The sequence below is a fragment of the Streptomyces sp. NBC_01006 genome (assembly GCF_045162725.1).
Classification (GTDB): Bacteria; Actinomycetota; Actinomycetes; order Streptomycetales; family Streptomycetaceae; genus Streptomyces.
Map to the genome: position 1 here is coordinate 4,204,928 of NZ_CP108700.1, position 25,300 is coordinate 4,230,227.

General features: G+C 71.2%; 25 protein-coding genes, 2 tRNA genes and 1 pseudogene. 16 read left to right on the forward strand and 12 right to left on the reverse strand.

From position 1 onward, the window contains the following. Nucleotides 1-3: 3 nt before the first annotated feature. Nucleotides 4-1,230, reverse strand: a complete 1,227-nt coding sequence (locus OG509_RS19205) for a serine/threonine-protein kinase (RefSeq protein WP_406183675.1) — start codon at nucleotides 1,228-1,230, stop codon at nucleotides 4-6. 52 nt (nucleotides 1,231-1,282) lie between these two features. Continuing rightward, a complete protein-coding gene (locus OG509_RS19210; RefSeq protein WP_030292665.1) occupies nucleotides 1,283-1,831 on the reverse strand; it encodes a transcriptional regulator in 549 nt (182 codons plus the stop codon). A gap of 164 nt (nucleotides 1,832-1,995) precedes the next feature. Here OG509_RS19210 and OG509_RS19215 point away from each other — a divergent pair. After that, nucleotides 1,996-2,068: transfer RNA gene (locus OG509_RS19215), tRNA-Ala, on the forward strand. An 82-nt stretch (nucleotides 2,069-2,150) separates the two neighbouring features. Here OG509_RS19215 and OG509_RS19220 read toward each other — a convergent pair. Further along, the gene (locus OG509_RS19220; RefSeq protein WP_406183676.1) at nucleotides 2,151-2,675 is read right to left on the reverse strand and encodes a GNAT family N-acetyltransferase; all 525 of its coding nucleotides are present in this window, start codon (nucleotides 2,673-2,675) and stop codon (nucleotides 2,151-2,153) included. Between the two features lie 139 nt (nucleotides 2,676-2,814). Between OG509_RS19220 and OG509_RS19225 the strand changes: the two genes are divergently transcribed. Next, on the forward strand, nucleotides 2,815-3,225 hold the full coding sequence (locus tag OG509_RS19225) for a LysM peptidoglycan-binding domain-containing protein (protein WP_387290672.1): 411 nt from the start codon (nucleotides 2,815-2,817) through the stop codon (nucleotides 3,223-3,225). A gap of 66 nt (nucleotides 3,226-3,291) precedes the next feature. Here the strand turns inward: OG509_RS19225 and OG509_RS19230 are convergent, their stop codons facing one another. Next, nucleotides 3,292-3,975, reverse strand: coding sequence for a DUF5324 family protein (locus tag OG509_RS19230; RefSeq protein WP_406183677.1), 684 nt, complete (start codon nucleotides 3,973-3,975; stop codon nucleotides 3,292-3,294). Between the two features lie 174 nt (nucleotides 3,976-4,149). Between OG509_RS19230 and OG509_RS19235 the strand changes: the two genes are divergently transcribed. Next, on the forward strand, nucleotides 4,150-4,677 hold the full coding sequence (locus tag OG509_RS19235) for a peptidylprolyl isomerase (RefSeq protein WP_406187625.1): 528 nt from the start codon (nucleotides 4,150-4,152) through the stop codon (nucleotides 4,675-4,677). Nucleotides 4,678-4,805: 128 nt separating this feature from the next. Continuing rightward, nucleotides 4,806-5,681, forward strand: coding sequence for a rhomboid family intramembrane serine protease (locus OG509_RS19240; RefSeq protein ID WP_385587046.1), 876 nt, complete (start codon nucleotides 4,806-4,808; stop codon nucleotides 5,679-5,681). A 142-nt stretch (nucleotides 5,682-5,823) separates the two neighbouring features. Here the strand turns inward: OG509_RS19240 and crgA are convergent, their stop codons facing one another. Next, nucleotides 5,824-6,078 (reverse strand): cell division protein CrgA, encoded by a 255-nt coding sequence (gene crgA / locus OG509_RS19245; protein ID WP_030153143.1) that lies wholly within the window; start codon nucleotides 6,076-6,078, stop codon nucleotides 5,824-5,826. A 91-nt stretch (nucleotides 6,079-6,169) separates the two neighbouring features. Between crgA and OG509_RS19250 the strand changes: the two genes are divergently transcribed. The 6 genes and pseudogenes from OG509_RS19250 (at nucleotide 6,170) to OG509_RS19275 (ending at nucleotide 10,107) form a co-directional block, all read left to right on the forward strand. Beyond that, entirely contained in the window at nucleotides 6,170-6,958 is a 789-nt protein-coding gene (locus tag OG509_RS19250) for a DUF881 domain-containing protein (RefSeq protein ID WP_385587049.1), read from the forward strand. Further along, nucleotides 6,915-7,667 (forward strand): class E sortase, encoded by a 753-nt coding sequence (locus OG509_RS19255; RefSeq protein ID WP_406183678.1) that lies wholly within the window; start codon nucleotides 6,915-6,917, stop codon nucleotides 7,665-7,667. Before OG509_RS19250 ends, OG509_RS19255 begins: the two co-directional genes overlap by 44 nt. 89 nt (nucleotides 7,668-7,756) lie before the next feature. Next, nucleotides 7,757-7,933, forward strand: a complete 177-nt coding sequence (locus tag OG509_RS19260) for a hypothetical protein (protein ID WP_030153138.1) — start codon at nucleotides 7,757-7,759, stop codon at nucleotides 7,931-7,933. Further along, nucleotides 7,930-8,568, forward strand: coding sequence for an aminodeoxychorismate/anthranilate synthase component II (locus OG509_RS19265; protein WP_403733932.1), 639 nt, complete (start codon nucleotides 7,930-7,932; stop codon nucleotides 8,566-8,568). Before OG509_RS19260 ends, OG509_RS19265 begins: the two co-directional genes overlap by 4 nt. Continuing rightward, nucleotides 8,550-9,377 (forward strand): annotated as a pseudogene (locus OG509_RS19270) (class E sortase); the annotation flags it as partial. The gene OG509_RS19265 and the pseudogene OG509_RS19270, both read left to right, overlap by 19 nt. A 13-nt stretch (nucleotides 9,378-9,390) precedes the next feature. Beyond that, nucleotides 9,391-10,107, forward strand: a complete 717-nt coding sequence (locus tag OG509_RS19275) for a class E sortase (protein ID WP_406183679.1) — start codon at nucleotides 9,391-9,393, stop codon at nucleotides 10,105-10,107. A gap of 93 nt (nucleotides 10,108-10,200) precedes the next feature. On the opposite strand, the gene pknB is transcribed toward OG509_RS19275, so the two are convergent. From pknB to OG509_RS19305, 6 genes are all read right to left on the reverse strand, one after another. Further along, entirely contained in the window at nucleotides 10,201-12,231 is a 2,031-nt protein-coding gene (pknB, locus tag OG509_RS19280; protein ID WP_406183680.1) for a Stk1 family PASTA domain-containing Ser/Thr kinase, read from the reverse strand. Nucleotides 12,232-12,444: 213 nt separating this feature from the next. Beyond that, a complete protein-coding gene (locus tag OG509_RS19285) occupies nucleotides 12,445-13,920 on the reverse strand; it encodes a peptidoglycan D,D-transpeptidase FtsI family protein (RefSeq protein WP_406183681.1) in 1,476 nt (491 codons plus the stop codon). Then, complete coding sequence (locus tag OG509_RS19290) at nucleotides 13,917-15,341, reverse strand: FtsW/RodA/SpoVE family cell cycle protein (protein ID WP_030153129.1); 1,425 nt, start codon at nucleotides 15,339-15,341, stop codon at nucleotides 13,917-13,919. Before OG509_RS19290 ends, OG509_RS19285 begins: the two co-directional genes overlap by 4 nt. A gap of 34 nt (nucleotides 15,342-15,375) precedes the next feature. Then, complete coding sequence (locus OG509_RS19295) at nucleotides 15,376-16,836, reverse strand: PP2C family serine/threonine-protein phosphatase (protein WP_030153128.1); 1,461 nt, start codon at nucleotides 16,834-16,836, stop codon at nucleotides 15,376-15,378. 141 nt (nucleotides 16,837-16,977) lie between these two features. Next, nucleotides 16,978-17,487 (reverse strand): FHA domain-containing protein, encoded by a 510-nt coding sequence (locus tag OG509_RS19300; RefSeq protein WP_406183682.1) that lies wholly within the window; start codon nucleotides 17,485-17,487, stop codon nucleotides 16,978-16,980. Between the two features lie 10 nt (nucleotides 17,488-17,497). Continuing rightward, nucleotides 17,498-18,313 carry an FhaA domain-containing protein gene (locus tag OG509_RS19305; RefSeq protein WP_385587076.1) on the reverse strand — a complete coding sequence of 272 codons (816 nt, stop codon included), beginning with the start codon at nucleotides 18,311-18,313 and terminating at the stop codon, nucleotides 17,498-17,500. A gap of 292 nt (nucleotides 18,314-18,605) precedes the next feature. On the opposite strand from OG509_RS19305, the gene OG509_RS19310 reads away from it, so the two are divergent. From OG509_RS19310 to OG509_RS19335, 6 genes are all read left to right on the forward strand, one after another. Further along, nucleotides 18,606-18,688 (forward strand) — tRNA-Leu (locus OG509_RS19310). A 262-nt stretch (nucleotides 18,689-18,950) separates the two neighbouring features. Continuing rightward, the gene (locus OG509_RS19315) at nucleotides 18,951-20,627 is read left to right on the forward strand and encodes a sensor histidine kinase (protein ID WP_406187626.1); all 1,677 of its coding nucleotides are present in this window, start codon (nucleotides 18,951-18,953) and stop codon (nucleotides 20,625-20,627) included. Between the two features lie 8 nt (nucleotides 20,628-20,635). Continuing rightward, on the forward strand, nucleotides 20,636-21,295 hold the full coding sequence (locus OG509_RS19320; RefSeq protein ID WP_406183683.1) for a response regulator: 660 nt from the start codon (nucleotides 20,636-20,638) through the stop codon (nucleotides 21,293-21,295). A gap of 92 nt (nucleotides 21,296-21,387) precedes the next feature. Next, on the forward strand, nucleotides 21,388-22,833 hold the full coding sequence (locus tag OG509_RS19325; protein ID WP_406183684.1) for a DUF2252 domain-containing protein: 1,446 nt from the start codon (nucleotides 21,388-21,390) through the stop codon (nucleotides 22,831-22,833). A gap of 125 nt (nucleotides 22,834-22,958) precedes the next feature. After that, nucleotides 22,959-23,768 (forward strand): J domain-containing protein, encoded by an 810-nt coding sequence (locus OG509_RS19330; RefSeq protein ID WP_385587085.1) that lies wholly within the window; start codon nucleotides 22,959-22,961, stop codon nucleotides 23,766-23,768. A 36-nt stretch (nucleotides 23,769-23,804) separates the two neighbouring features. After that, nucleotides 23,805-24,149: a rhodanese-like domain-containing protein gene (locus OG509_RS19335; RefSeq protein ID WP_385587088.1), complete on the forward strand. Its 345-nt coding sequence runs from the start codon at nucleotides 23,805-23,807 to the stop codon at nucleotides 24,147-24,149. 6 nt (nucleotides 24,150-24,155) lie between these two features. Here OG509_RS19335 and OG509_RS19340 read toward each other — a convergent pair whose 3' ends face one another. Beyond that, entirely contained in the window at nucleotides 24,156-25,298 is a 1,143-nt protein-coding gene (locus OG509_RS19340) for an acyl-CoA dehydrogenase family protein (RefSeq protein WP_406183685.1), read from the reverse strand. Nucleotides 25,299-25,300 lie beyond the last annotated feature (2 nt).

A 25,300-nucleotide genomic window follows, 5' to 3' on the forward strand; every position in this document is an offset into this window, starting at 1 on the left:
GGATCAGATCCGGGTCAGCGCCCAGACGCCCACGGCGAAGCAGAGCAGTGCCGCGGTGAGGATCCCGGCGGCGGCCTTCGCCGACGGCGGGCCGATCCGGCCGGACCGCGGGGGCGCCGCGTACGGGGTGGCGACGGCGGTGGCGGCGGTCGTGCCGGGGGCGCCCGGGGCATCGGAGCGCACCGGCGGCGGGAGGTGGAAGCTCCCCGTCTCCGAGGGCCCGAACACCCCGGCCGGCGGCGGCGGCCCGAACCCCGCCGGGGTGGCCGGCACGGGCGCAGCCGCGGCCGCCTGTGCCTGCGCCGGGACCCCCGCCGCGGTCGGCGACTCGGGGGTCACCGCGGCCGTGCTCTGCGGCCCCTGGGGCCCGAAACCGGCGGGGAGCGGGCCGAGTTGGTCGAACACCTCCACCGGGTCCTCGCCCGGCGCGGGCTGCGGGAGCAGCTCCACGGCCTCGGCAAGGGCCTTGCGGGCCCCTGTGGCGGTCTTGAAACGGCTGTGGGGGTCCGGCTGGAGGAGGTTCGCGATGACGTCCCAGAGCGGCGCCGGAACGCCCTCGGGGGCGCCTGGGGTGCCGTGGGCGAGGAAGTGCTCGACCAGGGCCCGGGAATCGGGCTTGCTGCCCCGTAGGAGGTAGAGGGCGACCAGCCCGACGGCGAAGAGGTCGGCGGGGAAGTCGGGTTCGGAGCCGAGCAGTTGTTCCGGGGCGAAGTAGCCGGGGGTGCCGACCACGTAGTCGGTCTCGGTGAGGCGCGGCTCGCCCTTGCGCATCGAGATGCCGAAGTCGGACAGCCGCAGGTGCGGCCGTCCGGATCCGGTGGCCTCCATCAGGATGTTGGCGGGCTTGATGTCGCGGTGGACGACGCCCTCCGCGTGCACCGCCGCCAGCCCCGACAGGAGCTGGTCGAGCAGCGCGCACACGAAACGGGGCGGCAGCGGGCCGTAGTCCCCGATCACGTGGGCGAGGGAGCCGCCTGCGACGAGGTCCATCGTGAACAGGACCTTGTCGTCGTCCGCCGCCCAGCTGGCGGGGGCCAGCACGTGCGGGTGGTCGATGCGCAGGGCCTGCTCGCGGACGAACCGCAGCAGGGTGTGGGCGTCGCTCTGCCGGAGCACCTTGGCGGCGACGTACCGGCGGCGCCGGTGGTCCCAGGCCCGCCACACGGCGCCCGCGCCACCGCGTCCGATCGGATCGATCAGCTCGTACCGACCGGCGAAGATCTCACCCATCGCTGCGCCCGTCCCCCGTCTCGTGCGTGCGTCTCGTGCGTGCGTTCCCGCGTCAGTTCTGGTGGGACTCGTAGTGGGCGACCGCGTCGGCGGTGCGGCCCGCGCCGTAGACCCGGAGGAACTCTGCCAGTTCGGGATGGCTGGGGGCGAGGGAGTCGGCCGCGTCGATGATGTCGCCGGCCGCGGAGACCGAGCGCAGCAGCGACTGGATCTCGCGGACGACGCGCTTGACGGTGGGCGCGCCCGAACTGGTCGTGGTCTGCCCGCTGTTGCTGAGGACGGAGCCTCCCTGGGTCTTCTTGATCTCGTCCATCCGGTCGGTGGCCTCGGCCGCGCTGACGCTTCCGTCCGCCACCTGGCCCGCGAGATCCTGGAGGGCCTGTACGCGCTGCACCACGGCCGGGTTCCCGATCTTGGCCCGCTGGCCGCTCATCAGCTGGGACAGCATGGGCGCCGACAGTCCGAGGACGGCAGCGAGGCGGGCCTGGTTCAAGCCGAGGTCATCTATGAGCCGGCGGAAGAGAGCGCCCAGCGGCTCCCCGTACCAACTGCGCTGAAGCTCTCTGGCTCTGGCCGTGGCCTCTTGCTGAACAGCGTCCACTCTTACTACTCCCCTACTTCGCTGGTGCGAACCTCGCGAGCATCTTACGGAGCGTGGTCGCGTGGCGGGAGCCCCCATAATTTTGCGAGATGCGGGGGTACACCCGGTACTCTGTTCTGCGGAACGGCCACACCTTCACGGGAGGCGGTCGCGTCCATCTTTTCGGGGCTTTAGCTCAGTTGGTAGAGCGCTGCCTTTGCAAGGCAGATGTCAGGAGTTCGAATCTCCTAAGCTCCACAGCACCAGAGGCCACCTGACCAGCGGAAACGCAGGTCAGGTGGCCTCTTTGCGTGGTGTGGTGCGCGCGTCGGCGCCCCGGCTAGAGGTCGATCCAGTACCGGCGCTTGGGGCCCACGAGGGTGTCGCGTACGTCCTCCAGGACGCCGCCGGACCGCTCGATCGTGCGCACCGACCCCGTGTTGCCGGGGTCGCACGTCAGGAGTACCCGGTCCATCCCCAGGAGCCGGGCCTCGTACAGGACCGCGCGGAGGGCCCAGCCGGCCAGGCCGCGGCGGCGCGCGGAGGGCCGGATGCCGTAGCCGATGTGGCCGCCGGCGTCGAGGAGGAAGCCGTTCAGGTAGTGGCGCAGGTCGATGGCACCCAGATAGGTGTCGTCCTCGGCGATCCACCAGTACGTGGCGTGCACGCGGCCCTGCTCGACGGGGCGGGTCCGGTCCCCGTACCCGCGCAGCCGCTCCGTCCAGGCGGCGAAGCCCTCGGGACTGTCCACGTCGTCCTCCGAGCCGAGTCCGGCGCCGTCCATGTGGGCGTCGGGGCCCCATTCCTCGCGGGCGGCGAGCCAGGAGGCGTGCAGGCGGGGGGAGGGGAGGACGAGCTCGGGCATCCGTCGACGGTAACAGCAGGGCGGGCCCCGCCGGGGTCCCCCGGTTGGCCCTGTCACAGGGCCGGGCGGCCCCGACTGTCCGACAGTGGGGGAAGGCACCGAGCCAGGGGGCGACACCACGCCGGAGGCGTACAGACCAATGGGACTCTTCGACTTCCTCAAGTCCGACAAGAAGAAGCACGAGGCCGCGGAGAAGGCCGCGGCGGCCGCGTCCGCCGACTACGCGGCGAAGTACACCGACGCCGTCTCGGCCACCAAGGCCGCCGCCGAGCGCATGGCCGCCGCGGCCCCGCCGAAGCCCGCGCCGCACACCCCGACGCCCACGTCCGCCGCGCACAAGGCGGTGCCGGCGGCTCCGGCGCCCAAGCCGATGCCGGCCGCCAAGAAGCGTACGTACACCGTGCGGGAGGGCGACTCGCTCTCCGCGATCGCCCGCCGGGAACTGGGCAACGAGGCCCGCTGGCGCGAGCTCTACGCGATGAACAGGGGGGTCATCGGCTCGAACCCCGAGCTCGTCCACCCCGGCCAGGTGCTCACCCTCCCCCACTGACCGCAGACGGCGAGAGGGCCCGGATCCCACGGATCCGGGCCCTCTCGCCATGCGGTCAGAGCCGGCTCACTCGTCCGCCGAGCCGTTGGAGACCTCGCGCTCCTTCGCCGCCAGCTCGTCGTCGAAGCTGGCCTGCTCGCGCTCGCGCGACAGCTCCGTGGCGGCCGGAGGCTCGACGAGCCAGTCCGGGTTCGACTGCTGGTCCCACCACCGCCACGCCATGTACGCGGCGCCGGCCACCAGGCCGACCACGGCCACGTACTTGAACGCCCGGCCGGTCCGGCACCGCCGCTCGTGGCGCTTGACCAGCTTCTGGATCTCCTTGGCCGACACCTGGCCGCGCAGCGCCGCCAGGGCCGCGGTCGACCGGGACGCGGCCTCCTCGGCCACCGGCTGGGCCGCCGCCAGCGCGCTCTCCAGCCTCGGCTGCGTGTAGTCGGCCGCCTGCCGCGCCGCACGGCGCGTGTGGTGCACGGCCATCGTCGCCGCGCGGTCCACGTTCGGGGGCACGTGCGTGCGGGCCGCCCTCATCCTCGGGTGCAGATGCGCGTCGTACGCCGTACGGGCCTGGCGGGCCGCCTCGGCGGTCGCGTACGAGACCTTCGGTGCCAGCCGCTCGTTCGCCTCGGCCGCGTACTGCACGGCGGCTTCCCTGGCGGCCGCTGCGTACGGCGCCACCGCTTCCGCTGCGTGCCTCGCCGTGTCCCTGGCGCTTTCGGCGGCCAGGTGCACGCTGTCCTTGCGGGTCACAGGATCCTCCTCCTCGGTGGCGGACACAGTTCACCTTTCCACCCTTTGTCGGATCATGCCTGCCATACCGCTGGGCGGCATGCGTGACAGGGCATACGGGTGGAGGATTTCTGTGCCGCGCAGCGCTCCGTGGGAGGATCTGGACCGACAGTGATGACTATGGAAGGCAGATCCGTGGCCGAGAAGCTCTACGCCACCCTGAAGACCAACCACGGCGACATCGAGATCGAGCTCCTGGCGAACTTCGCTCCGAAGACGGTCAAGAACTTCGTGGAGCTGGCCACGGGCGCCCGCGAATGGACCCGTCCGACCGACGGCCAGAAGACCACCGATCCGCTGTACGACGGCACCGTCTTCCACCGCGTCATCAGCGGCTTCATGATCCAGGGCGGCGACCCGCTCGGCAACGGCACCGGCGGCCCCGGCTACCAGTTCGCCGACGAGTTCCACCCCGACCTGGCCTTCACCAAGCCGTACCTGGTCGCCATGGCCAACGCCGGCCCGGGCACCAACGGGTCCCAGTTCTTCATCACCGTCGCGCCCACCGCCTGGCTGACCCGCAAGCACACCATCTTCGGCGAGGTCACCGACAAGGCCAGCCAGAAGATCGTGGACGACATCGCCGGCCTGGGGACGAACCCGCGCACCGAGCGCCCCCTCGACGACGTGATCATCCAGTCCGTCGTCGTCGAGAAGCGCTGACCCCCGAGCCGTCGCCCCGGGAACCTTTCCGCCCCGCCCGTCCGTCCTGCATGCGTGGCAACCGATGGGGCCACAGCCGGACGACCGGCGGGGCGCACCGCCCGTCCCGCCGCTGACCGAGGGGACCGATGGACACCGACCGTCTGCCGGGCTGCTACCGCCACCCGGACCGCGACACGGGGATCCGCTGCACGCGCTGCGAGCGCCCCATCTGCCCCGAGTGCATGATCAGCGCCTCGGTCGGCTTCCAGTGCCCCGAATGCGTCCGTGACGGCTCCGGTACGGGGCACGCCCCGGCCGCGAACGCGCCGCGGACCGTCGCGGGCGGGGTGGTCGCCGCCGATCCGCACCTGGTCACCAAGATCCTCATCGGGATCAACGCCGCGGTGTTCCTGGTGGGCCTGCTCGCTCCGGCGGTCGTGGTCCAGCTGGAGCTGCTCGGGCGGTACGTCGAATACTTCGGCGGCCCCGTCGAAGGGGTCTCCACCGGCCAGTACTACCGGCTGATGAGCTCGGTGTTCCTGCATGTGGAGTGGTGGCACATCGGGGGCAACATGCTGGCCCTGTGGGTGATCGGCGGCCCGCTGGAGGCGGCCCTGGGCCGGGTCCGCTACCTCGCCGTGTTCCTGCTGGCGGGTCTGGGCGGAAGCGCCCTCGTCTATCTGCTGACGGCGCCGAACACGCCGACCCTCGGCGCCTCCGGCGCGATCTTCGGTCTGCTCGGCGCGACCGTCGTGCTGGTGCGCCGCCTGCGCTACGAGATGCGGCCGGTCATCACCATGGTCGTGCTCATGCTCGTGCTGACCTTCGTGCCCTTCGGCGGCAGCCTGTCCGTGTCCTGGCAGGCCCACATCGGCGGCCTGGTGACCGGCCTGCTGGTCGGTCTGGGCATGGTCGGACCGGCCGCCGGCAGGACGCGCACACTGGTCCAGTGGGGGACCTGTGGAGCGGCGTTCCTGCTGGCAGCGGCGGTGGTACTGGTGCGTACGGCCGAACTCACCTGATCACACCGGCGTCAACGCTCCACAGAGTTATCCACAGATCTTCTGTCTTTTCCTCAGGTGTGGATGACGCTGTGGATAACTCATGGGGAGAGCTTGTCGGACCCGGTGCGCCTGTGCTTGCCGGCGCGTGATCAGGGGCCGGTCACTTCCACTGCGTGGACACGCCGAATCCCGCCGCGATGAAGCCGAATCCGACCACGATGTTCCAGTTGCCCAGTGCCTCGATCGGCAGCTGGGTCTCGGTCACGTAGAAGACGACGATCCACGCGAGACCGATCAGGAAGAACGCCAGCATGACCGGGGCGACCCAGCTGCGGTTGGTCAGCCTGATGGTCTGCGCCTGCTTCGCCGGCGGCGGCGTGTAGTCGTCCTTCTTGCGGATACGTGACTTCGGCACGAGGGGCTCTCCTGTCGATGCGCTGGGGACCTTGCCTGCCCCGGGCGTCCGTTAGCGTAGTGGACCTGTGGCGTTGAAGGAGAAGGGTACGTTGAGCAATTCCGACGACTCCTCCGCGGGTCCCCGTCGCCGGGCCAGAGCGGTCCGGCTGCTGACGGCCGCCGTTTTCGCCCTGGCCGGTCTCATCTTCGTCACCAGTTTCAACACCTCCAAGGGTACGAACATCCGGACGGACGCCTCGCTCCTCAAGCTCTCGGACCTCATCCACGAGCGCAGCCAGAACAACGCGCTGCTCGAACAGAGCACCGCGGCCGCCCGCGGCCGGGTGGACGCCCTCGCCGACCGCGACGACGGCAGCACCAAGGCCGAGGACGCGAAACTGGCCGCCCTGCGGGTCGCCTCGGGCACCGAGCCGCTGTCCGGCAAGGGGCTCACGGTCACCCTGAACGACGCCCCGCCGAACGCCACCGCCCGCATCCCCAACGTGCCCGAGCCGCAGCCCAACGACCTGGTGATCCACCAGCAGGACCTCCAGGCCGTGGTGAACGCCCTGTGGCAGGGCGGCGCCGAGGGCATCCAGGTCATGGACCAGCGGCTGATCTCCACCAGCGCGGTGCGCTGCGTCGGCAACACGCTGATCCTCCAGGGCCGCGTCTACTCGCCCCCGTACAAGGTCAGCGCCGTCGGGGACCCGGCCGCGCTGCGCAAGGCGCTCGCCGCCTCCCCGGCCCTGCAGAACTACCAGCTGTACGTGTCGGCGTACGGACTGGGCTGGAAAGTGGACGAGCACAAGGAGCTGACACTCCCCGGCTACTCCGGCACAGTGGACCTCCACTATGCGAAGCCGCTGGACGCCGCCTCCGCGAGCAGTACGCCGTGACGTCGTACTGCGCCTGGTGGTGCGGACGTTCAGCGAGGTGTGCCTGACGGCCGGCACGCTGATCGTGCTGTTCGTGGCGTACGTCCTGCTGTGGACCGGGGTCAAGGCCGACCGGGCCATGGACGGGGAGATGGCCCGGATGCGCGACCGCTGGGCCTCGGCGGGGGCGCCGGCCCCCGCGCCCGCCGCCACCCCGCAGCCCGCGCCACCGGAGCAGGAGCAGGAGCAGCCCGGATACCCGCCGGGCCGGGCCTTCGCCGAGATGTACGTCCCTCGCTTCGGCCCGGACTGGAACAAGCCGGTCCTGGAGGGCACCGGCACCGAGCTGCTGAAGAAGGGCCTCGGCCACTACGCGGGCACCGGCCGCCTCGGAGGCACCGGGAACTTCTCGGTCGCGGGCCACCGGCGGACGTACGGCGACCCCTTCAAGGACTTCCCCGAGCTGCGCCCCGGGGACGCCGTGATCCTCAAGGACGCGACCACCTGGTACACGTACACGGTCCGCGGCGAGCCGCTGCGCACCCTGCCCACCGACATCGGGGTGGTCGACCCCGTGCCGCGCCGGTCGCCCTTCACCGGACCCGGACGGTACCTGACGCTCACGACCTGCGACCCGGAGTGGGGCCACAGCCACAGGCTGGTCGTCTGGGCGGAGCTGACCGGGACCCGCACGCTCGCCCAGGGGCGGCCGGAGGGTTTGCCGAGCTGACCCACCCGGCCGGGCCGCTGCCTTTAGTCTGTTGGCGTACCGCCCCCGCGGTGCGGTGGTCGATCGTGGACGGATAGGAAACAGACGGCATGTACGGCTGGATCTGGCGGCATCTGCCGGGCAACGCGTGGGTTCGCGCGCTGATCTCTCTCGTACTGGTCCTCGGAGTGGTCTTCGTGCTCTTCCAGTACGTCTTCCCGTGGGCCGAGCCGCTCCTCCCGTTCAACGACGTAACGGTGGACGAGGGATCGGGAGCCACTCCGTGAGCGCGCGCATTCTGGTTGTCGACAACTACGACAGCTTTGTCTTCAACCTGGTCCAGTACCTGTACCAGCTCGGCGCGGAGTGCGAGGTGCTGCGCAACGACGAGGTCGAACTCGCCCACGCACAGGACGGCTTCGACGGCGTGCTGCTGTCGCCCGGACCGGGCACGCCGGAGCAGGCGGGCGTCTGCGTCGACATGGTCCGCCACTGCGCCGACACCGGTGTCCCGGTCTTCGGCGTGTGCCTCGGCATGCAGTCCATGGCCGTGGCGTACGGGGGCGTCGTGGACCGGGCTCCCGAGCTGCTGCACGGGAAGACCTCGCCGGTGGTGCACGAGGGCCTCGGCGTCTTCGCGGGGCTGCCGTCGCCGTTCACCGCGACCCGCTACCACTCGCTCGCGGCCGAGCCGGGGACCCTGCCGGACGTGCTGGAGGTGACCGCGCGCACCGAAGACGGGATCATCATGGGGCTGCGGCACCGGGAGCACGACGTCGAGGGCGTGCAGTTCCACCCCGAGTCGGTGCTGACCGAGTGGGGCCACCGGATGCTCGCGAACTGGCTGGTGCGCTGCGGGGACGCGGGGGCCGTCGAGCGCTCGGTGGGGCTGGCCCCGGTGGTGGGCAAGGCCGTCGCGTGACCGCGGTCGCGCCGTCCGCGCCCACGGAGGGCCGGGCCGCGCGGCGCAGAGCAGCTCAGGAGGCGGCGAAGCGCACGCGCAGGCGCAGCGGGGGCCGTCGGCGCAGGCGGCCCGCGTCGGGCGGCCCGGTGGTCGCCCTGAGCCGGCTCGCCGGGGAGCTGTTCATCACGCTGGGCGTGGTGATGCTGCTGTTCGTCGCCTACCAGCTCTGGTACACGAACGTACTGGCGGAGCGGACGGCGAACGGGGCGGCCGGCTCGCTGCAGAAGAACTGGGAACGCGACCCCGGCGGGGCCGCCGCCCCGCAGATCTCGGCGTTCGAGCCCGGGGAGGGCTTCGCGATCCTCCACATCCCGAAACTGGACGTGAAGGTGCCGGTGGCGGAGGGGGTCAGCAAGCCGAAGGTGCTCGACAAGGGGATGGTCGGGCACTACGGGGACGGCGCGCTGAAGACGGCGATGCCGGCCGACAAGCAGGGCAATTTCGCGCTGGCGGGCCACCGCAACACCCATGGCGAACCGTTCCGCTTCATCAACCGGCTGGTGCCGGGGGACCCGGTCGTGGTCGAGACGCGGGACGCGTACTACACGTACGAGATCACCTCGTCGCTGGCGCAGACCCCGCCGACGAACGTCTCGGTGATCAAACCGGTGCCGGAGGGCTCGGGCTTCACCGCCCCGGGCCGGTACATCACGCTGACGACCTGCACCCCCGAGTTCACGAGCACCTACCGGATGATCGTATGGGGCAGGATGACCGACGAACGCCCCCGCAGCCAGGGTGCTCCGCCCGCGCTGGCCAGCCCGTAAGGACGAACAAGCAGTGTCACGTGCCGCGTCGCCGCCCCCGAGCCGCAGTGTGCTCGCCGGGTTCCTGAGCCTGCTGGGCGAGTTCCTGATCACCGTGGGCCTCGTCCTCGGCCTGTTCGTCGCGTACTCGCTGTGGTGGACGAACGTGCTCGCGGACCGGCAGGCGTCGGCGCGCGGCAACGAGATCCGCCAGCAGTGGCAGACCGGCCCGGGGGCGAACGGGGCCGCGGCGCCGGGGGCGCTGGACACCAAGGACGGCATCGGCTTCCTGCACGTACCGGCCATGAAGAACGGCGAGGTCCTGGTCAAGCAGGGCACGGCGCCGGACGTCCTCGACGACGGCGTGGCCGGGTACTACACGGACCCGGTGAAGGCGGCCCTGCCCTGGGAGGCGTCGGGGAACTTCGCCCTGGCGGCGCACCGGGACGGGCACGGCGCGAAGTTCCACAACATCGACAAGGTGAAGAACGGCGACGCGGTCGTCTTCGAGACGCGGGACACCTGGTACGTGTACAAGGTCTTCGCGGAGCTGCGCCAGACGTCGAAGTACAACGTGGACGTGATCTCCGCGGTCCCGAAGGAGTCGGGCCGGACGGCGCCGGGCCGCTTCATCACGCTGACGACCTGCACACCGGTGTACACGTCGAAGTTCCGCTACATCGTGTGGGGCGAGCTGGTGCGCACGGAGAAGGTGGACGCGCAGCGCACGCTCCCGGCGGAACTGCGCTGACGGCGCCGGTGCGCTGACACGGGAAAGCCCCTGTGAGCGGCCTCAGAGCCGCTCACAGGGGCTTTCCCGTGTCTCCGCGGGGAAAGGGGCCTACTAGCTCCGGCCGCCCGTCAGGCCGTCGAAGATGCTGCCGCCGCCGTTGTTGCCGCCGTTCTGCTGGCCGGCCACCGTCTGGACGTTGATGACCCGGCCCGCTTCGACCGGGGTGCCCGCCGGCGGGTCGGTGATCATGACGATCGCCTTGTCGTCCGTCGGACCCGCGATGACCTGGAGGCTCAGGCCCCGGCTCGCCAGGTCCGCCTTGGCCTGGGCGACGGTCTTGGTGATCAGCTGCGGGACCTGGGTCTGCTGCGAGGCCTTGGCGATCTGGACGTTGACCGTCGTGCCCACCGCGAGCTGCTCGCCCGGCTGGAACTGCTGCTGGACGATCGTCTTCGGCGCGGCTCCGGGGGAGTCGACCTCCGTCTGGCTGCCCAGCTTGAGCTTGGCGTCGTTCAGCGCCTTGATCGCCTGCTCCCGGGTCTTCCCGAGGAGGTCCGGCATCTCGGACTTCGCCTGTTCCTTGGCGACGGTCACCGTGACGGTCGAGCCCTTCTGGGCCGTGCCGTTCTTCGGGTCCTGGTCCAGGACGGTGCCGGCGGGCCGCTCGGACTCCTGGGTCTTCTTCTCGACGGCGAAGCCCTTGTCCTTGAGCGCCTTCTCCGCGTCCTCGAACTTCAGGTTGAGGACGTTGGGCACCGGAAGGTCCGGCGCGCCCGAGGAGACCTTGACCTTGACCGTGAAGCCCTTGTCGACCTTGGTGTCGGGCGCCGGGTTCTGCGAGCAGATGTTGCCCTTGGGCTGGTTGTCGCAGGCCTCGTCGGCTTCCTTCTCGACCTTGAGCCCGACGTTGTCGCCGGTCTTCTGGGCCTGCTCCAAGGTCTGGCCGATGAGCTTGGGCACGCTGGGCCGGTTGTCGGCGCCGCCGCTGAAGAGGGAGCGCCCGATGAGGATCGCGCCGACCAGGACGAGGATGCCCGCCGTGACCAGCAGGATCGTCGAGGCCCTGCTCTTCTTCTGCGGGCGCCGGCCGTGGCCGCCCTGGTCGTAGCCGCCCTGGCCCTGGTCCCCGTACCCGTATCCGCCGCCTTCGCCCGGGGGCATCGGCGGGAGCATCGAGGTCTGGCCCGCGTCGGCCGTGCGCAGGGCCGTGGTGGGCTGGTCGTAGCCCTGGTGACCGTAGCCGTGGCCCTGATCGGGGTAGCCGTAGCCGGGCGCGCCCATGGCCACGGCGGCCGCGACGGGCTGGCCGTCGAGGCAGGCCTCGATGTCGGCGCGCATCTCGTCGGCGGACTGGTAGCGGTAGTCGGGGTCCTTGACCAGCGCCTTCAACACGATCGCGTCCATCTCGGGCGTGATCTCGGGGTCGAAGTTCGACGGCGGCTGCGGTTCTTCCCGTACGTGCTGGTACGCCACGGCGACCGGGGAGTCGCCGATGAACGGCGGCCGGACGCTGAGGAGTTCGTACAGCAGGCAGCCCGCGGAGTAGAGGTCGGAGCGCGCGTCGACCTGCTCGCCCTTGGCCTGCTCCGGGGAGAGGTACTGGGCGGTGCCGATGACGGCCGCGGTCTGCGTCATGGTCATGCCGGAGTCGCCCATGGCGCGGGCGATGCCGAAGTCCATGACCTTGACCTGGCCGGTGCGGGTGAGCATCACGTTGGCGGGCTTGATGTCACGGTGCACGATGCCGGCGCGGTGCGAGTACTCGAGGGCCTGGAGGATGCCGATGGTCATTTCCAGGGTGCGCTCGGGCAGCAGCTTGCGGCCGGAGTGCAGGAGCTCGCGCAGGGTGGAGCCGTCGACGTACTCCATCACGATGTACGGGATGGAGATGTTGTCGACGTAGTCCTCGCCGGTGTCGTAGACCGCGACGATCGCCGGGTGGTTGAGCGAAGCGGCCGACTGGGCCTCGCGCCGGAACCGGGCCTGGAAGGACGGGTCGCGGGCGAGGTCGGCGCGCAGGGTCTTGACGGCGACGGTACGGCCGAGCCGGGTGTCGTGGGCGAGGTAGACCTCGGCCATGCCACCGCGGCCGAGCACGTGGCTCAGCTCGTACCGGCCGCCGAGGCGACGCGGCTCTTCCATAACGTTGCAGCCCTCTCCGTCAGTCCCGACCGCACCCGTGTGTGGTCCGGCGGTGTGCTGTTCGCGCAAAGGCTACCGGCCGATCGTCGGTGATCGGTTCGTGACCACAGGCTGATACCGGACCGGTACCGTACGCTCGGATCCGGGCGGGAACGGTGATGTGGATCACTCCGGTTCGGCTCTTGCGCTGCTGTCGGCCCTTGCGCTCCTCCGTCAGCCCTTGTTCTGGTTCTTCAGCACGGCTTCCATGACGGCCTTCGCGACGGGGGCCGCGAGGCCGCCACCGGTGATGTCCTCGCGGGAGGCTTCGCTGTCCTCGATGACGACGGCGACGGCGACCGGGGAGCCCTTGTCGGTCTTGGCGTAGGAGATGAACCAGGCGTAGGGGCGCTTGGCGTTCTTCTCACCGTGCTGGGCGGTGCCGGTCTTGCCGCCGACGGTGACGTCCTTGATCTTGGCCTTGCCGCCGGTGCCGTTCTCGTTCTCGACGACGTTGACCATCATCTGCTGGAGCTTCTGCGCGTTGGCCGCGGAGAGCGGGCGGCTCATCTCCTGCGGTTCGTGCTTCTCGATGACGTCGAGGTTCGGCGCGGTGAGCTGGTCGACCATGTACGGCTTCATCAGCTTGCCGTCGTTGGCGACGGCTGCGGCGACCATCGCCATCTGGAGCGGGGTGGCGGCGGTGTTGAACTGGCCGATCGCGGAGAGCGAGTTGCCCGGCCGGTCCATGTTCTTGTCGTAGACGCTGGCGAACGCCCGGACCGGGGTGTCGATCTTGTCGTTGTTGAAGCCGAACTTCTGCGCGGTCTCCAGCATCTTGTCCTTCGTCACCTTGTCGGCGATGTTGGCGAAGACGGAGTTGCAGGACACCTGGAGCGCGAAGTTGAGGGTCGCCTTCTCGCAGCCCTTGGCATGGTTGACCATCGGCGTCTGCGTCGTCGGCAGGAGGAACGGCTCGGGGGTGTCCGTCGGCGCGTTGATGTCGGTGACGACGCCGTGCTCCAGCGCGGCCGCGGCGGTGACGACCTTGAAGGTCGAGCCGGGCGGGTACGTCTCGCGCAGGGCCCGGTTGACGAGCTTCTTCTCCGGGCTGTCCTTCAGCTCGACCCAGTTCTTCTCGTCGGTCTTGGAGTTGCCGGCGAAGACGGAGGGGTCGTACGAGGGGGTGCTGACCAGCGCGAGGATGGCGCCGGTGCGCGGGTCGATGGCGGCGACGGCACCGGTCTTGTCGCCGAGCTTCTCGAAGGCGGCCCTCTGGGCCTCGGGCAGCAGAGTGGTGACGACGTTGCCGCCGGCCTTCTTCTCGCCGGTGAACATGCCGACGGTGCGGTCGAAGAACAGCCGGTCGTCGTTGCCGGTGAGGATCTTGTCTTCGAGGGATTCGAGCTGGGTGGAGCCGAAGGCCTGGGAGGCGTAACCGGTCACCGGTGCCCAGAGTGCGCCGTCGTTGTAGACCCGCTTGTACTTGTAGTCGCTGCCGTCGGTGGCGGCGGAGCCCGTGATGGCCTGGCCGCCCGCGACGATGATGTTGCCGCGCTGGGTGGCGTACTGGGCGATCTGGACCCGGCGGTTCTCCTTGCGGGTGCTGAGTTCGTCGGCCTGGACGTACTGGAGCCAGTTGGTGCGGATCAGCAGCGCGAGGACGAGCAGCCCGCAGAAGATCGAGATGCGACGCAGGGGCTTGTTCATGACGGGCGGACCACCTGGGTCATCTCGGAGTCGGGGGACGGAGCCGGGGCCGGGGCGGGGCGGCGTGCGGTGTCGCTGATCCGGATGAGGATCCCGATGAGGGCCCAGTTGGCGAGGACGGACGAGCCGCCGGACGCGAGGAAGGGCATGGTCATACCGGTCAGGGGGATGAGGCCCATGACTCCGCCGGCGACCACGAAGATCTGCAGGGCGAAGGCGCCGGAGAGGCCGATGGCGAAGAGCTTGCCGAAGGGGTCGCGGGCGGCGAGTGCGGTGCGCACACCGCGCTCGATGATCAGGCCGTAGAGCAGGAGGAAGGCCATGACGCCCGCGAGGCCGAGCTCCTCGCCGACCGTGGAGAAGATGAAGTCGGAGTTGGCGGCGAATCCGATGAGGTCGGAGTTGCCCTGGCCCCAGCCGGTGCCGAGCACCCCGCCGGAGCCGAAGCTCATGATCGACTGGCCGACCTGCTCGCAGGCGCCCGACTTCGTGTAGCAGGCGAAGGGGTCGAGCCAGGCGGTGACACGGGCCTTGACGTGGCTGGCGGTCGCGCCGACGACGGCCGCGCCGGCCACGCTCATGACGAGGCCGATGACGATCCAGCTGGTGCGCTCGGTGGCCACGTACAGCATGATCACGAACATGCCGAAGAAGAGCAGCGAGGTGCCGAGGTCGTTCTCGAAGACGAGGACGAGCAGGCTCATCGCCCAGATCATCAGGATCGGGCCGAGGTCGCGGCCGCGCGGCAGGTAGAGGCCCATGAAGCGGCGGCTGGCCAGCGCGAGGGCGTCGCGCTTCACCATCAGGTAGCCGGCGAAGAAGATCGCGATGACGATCTTCGCGAACTCGCCGGGCTGGATGGAGAAGCCGGCGACGCTGATCCAGATCTTCGCGCCGAAGACGTCGGCGCCGAGGCCCGGGATGACCGGCAGGATCAGCAGGACCAGCGAGGCGGCCATCGAGATGTACGTGAAGCGCTGCAGGGTGCGGTGGTCCTTGAGGAGCAGCAGCACGGCGGCGAACAGGGCGATCGCGAGCGCCGTGTACATCATCTGGCGGGGGGCCGACTCGGAGAACTGGCCGAACTGGCGCTTGGCCAGGTTCTGCAGCCGCTCCGACTGGTCGAGCCGCCAGATCAGGACGCAGCCGAGCCCGTTGAGCAGCGTGCCGATCGGCAGCAGCAGCGGGTCGGCGTACTTCGCGTAGCGGCGCACCACGAGGTGGGCGATGCCGGCGAGGACGGCCAGGCCGCCTCCGTACGCGATCATGCCCGGCGGCAGCTTGCCGTGGATCGACAGGCCCACGTTGGCGTAGGCGAAGATCGGGATGACCACGGCGAACGCGAGCAGCAGGAGCTCGGTGTTCCGCCGGCTCGGCAGCTCGATGGCGCCGATGGTGGTCGTGTTGGTGACTACGCTCATGGTGTGGCAGGCCCCCTGTGCCCGCGGGTGTGTACTACTGCTTGCCGCAGAGGCCGACCAGCGACTGCTCCGTGGGAGTCAGGCTGGGGCCGGGTGCCGGTGGGTTCTGCGCTTCCGCGGCGCGGCGCTCCTCGTCCTTCTTGCACGCGGTGACCTGGACGCCGAGTTCGTCGATCTTCTGACGGGCGCCGTCGAGGCTGGTCTCGGTGATGGTGGCCTCGACCAGCTTCCGCTTGAAGGGCGGCAGGTACTTCAGTTCGATGTCGGTGCGGTCGGTCTCCACCTTGGAGAGCTCCAGCGGCCCGAGGTTCTGGCTGATGCCGCGGAAGAGCGCCACGTGCTCGCCCTTGACGCCGATGTAGAACTGCGTCTGGGTCCAGCGGTGGGCGGCGTAGAGGCCGCCTCCGACCACACCGGCGACGATCAGCAGGATCAGGGTGCGGGTGGTCCACTTGCGCCCTTTGCTGCGGCGCCGGCGGGGGTGGTCGTACGTGTCCTCGTAGCGCGAGTCGTCGTCGTACGGGTCGGGTTCGCCGAAGCTGCCGTACGCGCCGCCGCCCTGGCTCTGGTCGGGGTATCCGTAGCCGGGGGCCTCGCCGCTGCCGGGGGGCCCGAAGGCGCCGGCCGGCGGGGGGGCCTGGCGGCCCAGGCCGGAGGCGCGGCCCGCCGGGGTCTGCATGGCGTTGCCGTCGAAGAGCTGGTGCTGGTTCTCGGCGACCGCGCCGACGACGACCGGGGTGTCGTTCAGCTGGGCGGCGAGGGTGTCGCCGCTGTCGGTGTCGAGGACGTCCGCGACGATGCAGGTGATGTTGTCCGGTCCGCCGCCGCGCAGGGCGAGCTGGATCAGGGCCTGCACGGTCTCGTGGGGGCCGTGGTAGCCGGCGAGGGTCTCTTCCAGGGTCTGGTGGGAGACGACGCCGGACAGCCCGTCGGAGCAGATGAGGTAGCGGTCGCCGGTACGGACCTCGCGGATGGAGAGGTCGGGCTCGACGGTGTCACCGCTGCCGAGCGCCCGCATGAGGAGCGAGCGCTGCGGGTGGGTGGTGGCTTCCTCTTCGGTGATGCGGCCCTCATCGACGAGGCGCTGCACCCAGGTGTGGTCCTGGGTGATCTGCGTGAGGACGCCGTCGCGGAGCAGGTAGGCGCGGGAGTCGCCGACGTGGACGAGTCCGAGGCGCTGGCCGGTCCACAGGAGCGCGGTCAGGGTGGTGCCCATGCCCTCAAGCTGGGCGTCCTCCTCGACCATGACGCGCAGCTGGTCGTTGGCGCGCTGCACGGCCGTGGCGAGCGACGTGAGGATGTCGGAGCCCGGGACATCGTCGTCGAGCTGCACGAGGGAGGAGATCACCTCGGAGCTGGCGACCTCGCCGGCGGCCTGGCCGCCCATGCCGTCGGCGACCGCGAGGAGACGGGGACCGGCATAGCCGGAGTCCTCGTTGCCCTCGCGGATCATGCCCTTGTGGGATCCGGCGGCGAACCGCAGGGACAGACTCATGCGCACCTGCCCAGTCGATTCCTCCGGGTACAACCGGTCTCGAGCCACACTGCCCACCCTCCGGTCGGGAGCGCGCTCGGGTCCGTGTCCTGGGTGGTCCGGACTGCCGCGGCTCGCTCGCTCCGCTCGCTCATTCTCGTACTACTTCCGCAGCTCGATGACGGTCTTGCCGATGCGGATCGGGGCGCCCGGCGGAATGGGCGTCGGGGTGGTCAGCCGGGTCCGGTCGAGATACGTGCCGTTGGTGGACCCGAGATCCTCGACGATCCACTGGCCGTCACGGTCGGGGTAGATCCTGGCATGGCGGCTGGACGCGTAGTCGTCGTCCAGCACGATCGTTGAGTCATGTGCCCGGCCGAGCGTGATCGTCTGCCCCGCGAGGGCGACCGTGGTGCCCGTGAGGGTGCCCTCGGAGACGACGAGCTTGGTAGGCGCTCCGCGGCGCTGGCGCTGCTGTGGCGGCGCGGCGGCCTGGCGGCCGCCGCCGCCCTGCGCGGGCGCTCCGGGCGCGTTCCCGCCGCGGCGCGAGCCGCGCTGGGTGACGCGCGTACCGAAGAGGTCGCTGCGGATGACCTGGACGGCCACGATGACGAACAGCCACAGAACGGCCAGGAAACCCAACCGCATGACCGTCAGGGTCAGCTCTGACATTGCCCCCGCTTCACCCTTCGGCTTGCCGGTAAATGATGGTGGTGCTGCCCACGACGATCCGCGAGCCGTCGCGGAGCGTAGCGCGGGTGGTGTGCTGCCCGTCCACCACGATGCCGTTGGTGGACCCGAGATCCTGGATCGTCGAGGGCGTTCCGGTCCGGATCTCACAGTGCCGGCGCGAGACGCCGGGGTCGTCGATCCGCACATCGGCTTCGGTGCTTCGGCCGAGTACGAGCGTGGGGCGCGAGATTTGGTGGCGGGTGCCGTTGATCTCGATCCAGTGGCGCCGGGTGGCGCCTCCGGCGGCTACGGGAGCCGGCCCCGCGGCGCCCGGCCGGCGCGCGGGTGCGCCTGGGGGCGGTCCGGCCGGCATCGGCGGTGCGGCGACGGGCGGATAGCCGTATCCGCCCTGCTGGTTCTGGGGGGCGGCCTGCGGCGCCGCCTGGGAGGTGCTGGAGGCGAGCGTGCGGCTGCGGACCCGGTAGAGCCCGGTGTCGAGGTCGTCGGCCTTCTCCAGGTGGACCTTGATCGGTCCCATGAAGCTGTAGCGCTGCTGCTTGGCGTAGTCGCGGACGAGGCCCGCGAGCTCGTCGCCGAGCTGCCCCGAGTAGGGGCTCAGACGCTCGTAGTCGCCGGTGCTGAGCTCGACGATGAAGTCGTTGGGGACGACCGTCCGCTCCCGGTTCCAGATCGTCGCGTTGTTGTCGCACTCGCGCTGGAGGGCGCCGGCGATCTCGACGGGCTGGACCTCGGACTTGAACACCTTGGCGAAGGTGCCGTTCACCAGACCTTCGAGTCGCTGCTCGAACCGCTTCAGGACTCCCATGGGGCACCTCCTCCGTCGTTGTCGCCCTGTACTGCTTACTGATCGTATCCACGCGTGGCGGATTCGGCTGGTTCCCCCTGGGTCCCATGCGCATGAGTGTTGGTACTCACAAGGGATCGTAGGGGCGCTCAGGGGACAGTGTCCCGCACCGGGAGCGCGGTGCGGGAGGGGCAATCGGAACCGGGTCCGGGGGTGCCGGGAAAGCGATGTGAATCCACCCCGTCCGACGTGCTAATGTTTCGACGTCGCCAGGGGAACGGACCGAAAGGGAAGATCCACTGGGGAGCTGCTCGGGCGAGTGGCGGAACGGCAGACGCGCTGGCTTCAGGTGCCAGTGTCCTTCGGGACGTGGGGGTTCAAATCCCCCCTCGCCCACATCGACGAAACGGTCGTCATCGCGAAAGCGGTGGCGGCCGTTTCGCATTTCCCGTGCGCCGGTGGGGTGTTGATCGCGGGCGGGGCGATCCCGTGCCGTGTTCGGGGAGTTGGGAGTCCCGCCACCGGTCTCGGTCACGGTGACGGGTGGAGCGGCCTTGGTGTCCGCCGGACGACTTTCGTCGGGCAGGGCGCGACGAAAGAGGGCGGCCCGGCGGGGGCGGCGGTGTCTAGGGTCGGGCGCGTGGATGCGACGGCGAGGATGCGGGCGGGCTGGGACTGGCTGAAGGGGCCCGAGCCGTGGACCCGGCGGATGCTGGCGGGCGATCTGGTGATCGCCGGGGTGATCGCGCTGCTCGGGCTGGGTGTCGAGGAGCTCGACAACGGCAGCGTGGAGCGGATGGCGGCCAGCGCCGCGGTTGTGGTGCTGCTCACGTTGGCGAGGCGCCGGCTGCCGGCCACGACCCTGATCGTCGCGTCGGCGGTCTCCCCGTTCCTTCCCGGCTCGTTCCTGATCACCATCCTGCTGGGCTGGTCGGCGGGGCGCCGGATCGTCGGGGTGGGCCGGGCGCTGACCGCGTTCACCGTGGCCTTCCTCGCCGCCGTCGGCTTCGGCGTGGTGCAGGCGTGGTCCGACCAGCGGCCCGTCCTGGTGATCGTGTTCTCCACGCTGATCTTCCTCGCGACGACGGTGATGCCGGGTCTGGCCAGCCGCTACTGGTCGCAGCGCCGGACCCTGCTCCAGGCGCTCCAGGAGCGCAACGGGCAGCTGATGCGCGAGCGCGTGATGGTCGCCGGGCAGGCCCGGCTGCGGGAGCGCCAGCGGATCGCCCAGGACATGCACGACAGCCTGGGCCACCAGCTGGCGCTGATCGCCGTGCACACCGGCGCCCTGGAGGTGGACCCGCAGCTCACCGAGCGCCAGCGCGAGGCGGTGGGGGTGCTGCGGCAGGCCTCGGTCGCGGCGATGCACGAGCTGCGCGAGGTCGTCGGGATCCTGCGGGACGGCGTCGAGGCGCCGCTGCCGGCCGAGGAGGCGCAGCCGGCGGCGCGCGGGGTGGCCGGGATCGCCGGGATCGTGGAGGCGGCGCGGGGCGCGGGGACCGACGTACGGATGACCGTGTCGGGGCGGCCGAGGCCGCTGGTCGCGGCGTGCGACCACGCGGCGTACCGGATCGTGCAGGAGGCGCTGACCAATGCGTACAAGCACGCTTCGGGGGCGCCGATCTCGGTGGAACTGCGGTACGAGGACGACTCGCTGGTGGTGGAGATCGCCAACGGGCCGGCGGCCGGGCCGGGCGTCGGCGCGGTGGTCTCGGGTGGGCAGGGGCTCACCGGGCTGCGGGAGCGGGCCCGGCTCGTCGGCGGGATGGTGCACGCGGGCGGGACCGAGGGCGGCGGCTTCCGGGTGGCCGGCGTGCTCCCGTACGGGGCGGAGCCGGCGGGGATCGAGGACATCGCCGACGACTTCGGGCAGCAGGCACAGGCGCAGGCCCAGGCCCGGGGGTTCGCGGTGGCGCCGCCGCCGATGGACTGGGCGGCGGTGGACAAGGAGCTGGCCGTGGGGGGCCGCAGCCGGGCCGGGGGCGTCGCGATGGGCTGCGGGATCGCCGTCGCGGCGGTGGTGCTGCTGGTGATCGTGATCGGGGCCGGGGTGGTGCTTCTCGTGGGCTCTGCGGGCAGCGCGATGATCAGCCAGGCCGACTACGACAAGGTCCGGGTGGGCGAGTCGGAGGAGGCGGTCCGCAAGAAGCTGCCCGACGGCGAAAGCTTCATGACCGAGGGTCTGGACCGGAAGGGCCCGGAGCGGCCGGCGGGCTCGGACTGTCTGGCGCTGCTGTCCTCGGACGACTCGGGGCTGACCACCGATACTGTTTTCCGGTTCTGCTTCAAGGACGGCAAGCTGATCGACAAGCAGGCGTACCAGTCCGAGCAGTAGGAGCGCGGGTGACAGCCAAGGTGATCCGAGTGGTGATCGCTGACGACGAGCCGCTGATCAGGGCCGGGATCAGGATGATCCTGACCTCGGCACCGGACATCGAGGTCGTCGCGGAGGCGTCGAACGGGCGCGAGGCCGTGGACCTGGCCCGCGCGCACGTGCCGGACGTGATGCTGCTGGACATCCAGATGCCGGTGATGGACGGGCTGACCGCGCTCGGCGAGCTGGGGCGGGCGGTGCCGGAGGTCAGGGCGCTGATCCTGACCACCTTCGGGGAGAAGGAGAACGTGCTGCGGGCGCTGGGCTCGGGCGGCGCGGGGTTCCTGCTGAAGGACACGGCGCCCGGCGAGCTGATCGGCGCGGTCCGGGCGGCCGCGGCCGGGGACGCGTACCTCTCGCCGGGGGCGACCCGGCACGTGGTCGACCAGCTGGCCTCGGGGCGGGGCGCGGCGCGCGGCGAGGAGGCCCGGCGGCGGGTGGCGGAGCTGAGCGAGCGGGAGCGCGGGGTGCTCGCGCTGCTGGGTGAGGGGCTGTCGAACGCGGACGCGGGCCGGCGGCTGCACATGAGCGAGGCGACGGTGAAGACGTACGTGAGCCGCATCCTCTCGAAGCTGGGCTGCGAGAACCGGGTTCAGGCCGCCCTGCTGGCCAGGGACGCCGGGCTCTAGATACGGTCGGGCCGAATCGATGTTGGTGGAGCCGGGCGGATCGATGCCGTCGGGCCGGGACAGTACGACGGGTACGGGCGGGGGCGGCACGGATGGTGTTGGTACCGGAGCAGCGAGTGGCGGAGCCGGCAGGGGCGCTGGGCGCGCCGTCCGGCGGGCGGATCCCGTCCGTCGACGGGTTCGCGGCGCGGGCCGTGGCGGGTTCGCCCAAGGAGGCGGGCAAGGCTCTGCGGCTGCGGGTTCCGCGCTCGGCGCACGCGCACTTCGAGGCCCCGGCCACACGGCCGGACGCGGTGCGGGCGGTGGAGGAGTCCAACGTCGGGCGGGTTCCCGAACTGGCGCCGATACGGGTCGGCCGGATGGCCGCGAACCCCTTCGCGTTCCTGCGCGGGGCGGCCGGGCTGATGGCGCACGACCTGTCCGGGGGCCCGGTGACCGGTGTCGGCGCACAGATCTGCGGTGACGCCCACGCGGCGAATTTCGGTCTGTACGGGGATGCCCGCGGCCGGCTCGTCATCGACCTGAACGACTTCGACGAGACCGTGTTCGGCCCGTGGGAGTGGGACGTGAAGCGGCTCGCGACCTCGCTGGTCCTGGCCGGGCGGGTGGCCGGCGCGGACGAGGACACCTGCCGGGCCGCGGCGCACGACACGGTGGGCGCGTACCGCCGGACCATGCGGCTGCTGGCCAAGCTGCCGGCGCTGGACGCCTGGAACGCCATCGCGGACGAGGAGCTCGTCTCGCACACCGATGCCCGGGACCTGCTGGGCACCTTGGAGCGGGTCTCGGAGAAGGCCCGCAACAACACCTCGGCGCGGTTCGCAGCCAAGTCCACCGAGGCGGACGCAGGCGGGGCCCGTCGCTTCGTGGACGCGTTGCCGGTGCTGCGCCGGGTCGGCGACGGCGAGGCGGCGGCCGTGGCGGCCGCGCTGGGTCCGTACCTGAAGACCCTCCAGGGCGACCGGCTGCCGCTGCTGGCCCGGTACGCCATCCATGACGTGGCCTTCCGGGTGGTGGGCACCGGGAGCGTCGGCACCCGCTCGTACGTGGTGCTGCTGCTGGACCACCGGGGCGAGCCGCTGGTGCTCCAGGTGAAGGAGGCGCGGCCGTCGGTGCTGCTGCCGTACCTGCCCGGGCTGGGCTTCGAGAGCGCGGTCGAGGAGCACGAGGGCCGCCGGGTGGTGGCCGGGCAGAAGCGGATGCAGGTGGTCTCGGACATCCTGCTGGGCTGGACCACGGTGGAGGGGCGGCCGTACCAGGTACGGCAGTTCCGCAACCGCAAGGGCAGCGTGGACCCGGCGGCGCTGGCCCCCGACCAGATCGACGACTACGGGCGCATGACCGGCGCCCTGCTGGCCCGGGCGCACGCGCACAGCGCCGATCCGCGGCTGCTGGCCGGGTACTGCGGCAAGAATGACGAGCTGGACGAGGCGATGGCCACCTTCGCGGTGGCGTACGCCGACCGGAGCGAGGCCGACCACGCGCACCTGGTGGCCGCGGTGAAGTCCGGGCGGATCGCGGCGGAGGCCGGGGTCTGATCGGGGCGGGGCCGTGGGCCCGGGTCCTGAGCCACGGTCGTGGAGTCACGGGCCCGGGGTCACGGTCGCGGGTCGATGTTTCACGTGAAACATCGACCCGGGCCGACCGGCCGTAGGCTGGCCGGGTGAGCGAGCAGCAGACTGAAGAGACGGGCGACGAGCGTCCCGAGGCACGCCTGGAGCGGGCCGTTCGGGCCGCCGAGCAGGCGCTGATCGAGTTCGAGATCGCGGTGGAGACCTTCCGGGTGGAGGTGGAGAACTTCTCCCGGCTACACCACCAGAAGCTCGGCCCGATGTACTCGCGGCTCGACGAGCTGGATGCACTGATCGCCGAAGCGAAGGCGGAGCGCAGCGGGGACGCCGAGGATCTGCGACGGGCCCGGGACGCCCGCTCGCTGGTGATGCCGATGCCCGGGGTGGACGAGCTGTTCCACGACTGGATGGACTCGGAGGGCATTTCCGACGACGCGTCGGCGATGCTCACCGACCGGCCGGTGCGGCCCCCGCAGCGGGTGCGGCCGACGGAGGAGGTACGCCGCCTCTACCGCGAGCTGGTCCGCCAGGCACACCCGGACCTCGCCCGGGACGAAGCCGAGCGCGAGCGCCGCGATGCGTTCATCGCGCGGGTCAACGCGGCGTACGGGCGCGGCGAGGAGCAGTTGCTGCGCGAGCTGGCCGAGGAGTGGGCGGCGGGTCCCGTGCCGGAGGCCGTACGGCGGCTGAACGAGAGCGAGGAGCTGTACGCCCGGCTGGAGTGGCTGGCGCGGCGCAAGGAGCTGCTGTCGACGGTGGCGCGCGAGCTGGAGGACAGCGCGATCGGATCGATGCTGCGGATGGCGCCGGAGGATCCGGACCGGCTGCTGGAGGAGATCGCGGAGCAGCTGCTCGCGGATGTCGCGAAGCGTGAGGCGGAGCTCGCCGCGCTCGTTGGATAGGTTGGGACACAGATCTGCGATGAGAGAAGGCGACGTATGAACTTCGGACCGCTTCCCTCGGTGGACGCCGCCGCGGTGCCCTCCGAAGGCTTTGTCCTCGACGTCCGTGAGGACGACGAATGGGCTGCCGGACATGTGGAAGGTGCCCTGCACATCCCGATGAGCGACTTCGTGGCCCGCTTCGGTGAGCTGACGGAGGCCGCCGAGGACGGCCGCCGCGTGCACGTGATGTGCCGGGTGGGCGGGCGCTCCGCGCAGGTCACCCAGTACTTGGTGCGCCAGGGCATCGACGCCGTGAACATCGACGGCGGCATGCAGGCCTGGGACGGCGCCGGGCGCCCGATGGTGACCGACAACGGGAACCCGGCCTTCGTGCTCTAGCGAACCTCAGGCGAGGGCGTGGGCGGCCAGCAGGTCGCCCAGCGCCTCCTCGTGCGCGGCGGCCGGGCCCAGCTGGAGCTCCAGCTGCTTGGCCCACGCGTGGTAGCGGTGCAGCGGGTAGTCGGTGTCGGCGCCGAAGCCGCCGTGCAGGTGCTGCGCGGTCTGCACGACCCTTCGTACCCCCTCCGAGGCCCAGATCTTGGCGACGGCGACGTCCCCGGCGCTCGGCAGCGGGCCGCCTGCTCCACCGGTCGCCGCGTCGAGGCGCCAGGCGGCCTGCCAGAGGGTGACCTCCATGGCGCGCAGGTCGATGTAGCGGTCGGCGGCCTGGACGGCGACGGCCTGGAACGTGGCCACGGGGAAGCCGAACTGCTCGCGCTTGCTGGTGTATTGGCTGGTCATGGTGAGCACGCCCGTGCCCAGGCCGAGCGCCAGGGCGCAGGTCCCGGTGGCGAGGAGCTGGCGCAGCCGCTCCCAGGCGCCCGGGGCGTCGATGAGATGGCTCGCGGGCACCCGTACGCCGTCCAGGGCGAGTTCGGCCAGCCGCTCCCCGCTCGTGGAGACCTGACCGGCCAGGGTGAGCCCCTCGGCGGTGCGCGGGACGAGCGCCATGACGGCCTCCCCTTCGCCGGTGTGGGCCGGTACGGCGATCCAGTCGGCGCCGTGCGCCCACGGGACGGCCGTCTGCACCCCGTCGAGGGTCCACCGGGTGCCCTCGCGGCGGGCGGTGACGGCGAGTTCCGCAGGATCGTGGCCGCTGCGGCCGTGTGCGGCGGCGGTGAGGACGAGCGTCCCGCGCCCGGCACCGGGCAGCAGGGCGGCGGCCAGTTCGGGGCTGCCGTGGGCCTGGACGGCCATGGCGGTGGCGCAGTGCTCCAGCAGCGGCACCCGGGCCAGCACCTTCGCCGCCTCGCGCAGCACCAGGCACAGGGCGATCGCGTCGAGCCCCGCGCCGCCGTGCTCCTCGGCGAGGACCAGGCTCAGCAGATCGGACGCGGCGAGCTTGGCCCACAGCGGCCGGTCGAAGTCCTCGGCGACGGCCCCGGGGGTCAGCGCGGGGCTGGGCACGCCGTCCGGGGCGACGTCCGCGAAGACGGCCTTCGCCGCCTCGACGGCGGCCTGCTGCTCCTCGGTGAAGGTGAAGTCCACTG

Excerpts from the sequence above, each read along its gene's own strand:
- OG509_RS19205 (WP_406183675.1), bottom strand. The coding sequence starts at position 1,230 with ATGGGTGAGATCTTCGCCGGTCGGTACGAGCTGATCGATCCGATCGGA.
- OG509_RS19220 (WP_406183676.1), bottom strand. The coding sequence starts at position 2,675 with ATGCCCGAGCTCGTCCTCCCCTCCCCCCGCCTGCACGCCTCCTGGCTC.
- OG509_RS19225 (WP_387290672.1), top strand. The coding sequence starts at position 2,815 with ATGGGACTCTTCGACTTCCTCAAGTCCGACAAGAAGAAGCACGAGGCC.
- OG509_RS19240 (WP_385587046.1), top strand. The coding sequence starts at position 4,806 with ATGGACACCGACCGTCTGCCGGGCTGCTACCGCCACCCGGACCGCGAC.
- OG509_RS19255 (WP_406183678.1), top strand. The coding sequence starts at position 6,915 with ATGCGAAGCCGCTGGACGCCGCCTCCGCGAGCAGTACGCCGTGACGTC.
- OG509_RS19260 (WP_030153138.1), top strand. The coding sequence starts at position 7,757 with ATGTACGGCTGGATCTGGCGGCATCTGCCGGGCAACGCGTGGGTTCGC.
- pknB (WP_406183680.1), bottom strand. The coding sequence starts at position 12,231 with ATGGAAGAGCCGCGTCGCCTCGGCGGCCGGTACGAGCTGAGCCACGTG.
- OG509_RS19285 (WP_406183681.1), bottom strand. The coding sequence starts at position 13,920 with ATGAACAAGCCCCTGCGTCGCATCTCGATCTTCTGCGGGCTGCTCGTC.
- OG509_RS19290 (WP_030153129.1), bottom strand. The coding sequence starts at position 15,341 with ATGAGCGTAGTCACCAACACGACCACCATCGGCGCCATCGAGCTGCCG.
- OG509_RS19295 (WP_030153128.1), bottom strand. The coding sequence starts at position 16,836 with ATGAGTCTGTCCCTGCGGTTCGCCGCCGGATCCCACAAGGGCATGATC.
- OG509_RS19300 (WP_406183682.1), bottom strand. The coding sequence starts at position 17,487 with ATGTCAGAGCTGACCCTGACGGTCATGCGGTTGGGTTTCCTGGCCGTT.
- OG509_RS19305 (WP_385587076.1), bottom strand. The coding sequence starts at position 18,313 with ATGGGAGTCCTGAAGCGGTTCGAGCAGCGACTCGAAGGTCTGGTGAAC.
- OG509_RS19315 (WP_406187626.1), top strand. The coding sequence starts at position 18,951 with ATGCGGGCGGGCTGGGACTGGCTGAAGGGGCCCGAGCCGTGGACCCGG.
- OG509_RS19325 (WP_406183684.1), top strand. The coding sequence starts at position 21,388 with ATGGTGTTGGTACCGGAGCAGCGAGTGGCGGAGCCGGCAGGGGCGCTG.
- OG509_RS19335 (WP_385587088.1), top strand. The coding sequence starts at position 23,805 with ATGAACTTCGGACCGCTTCCCTCGGTGGACGCCGCCGCGGTGCCCTCC.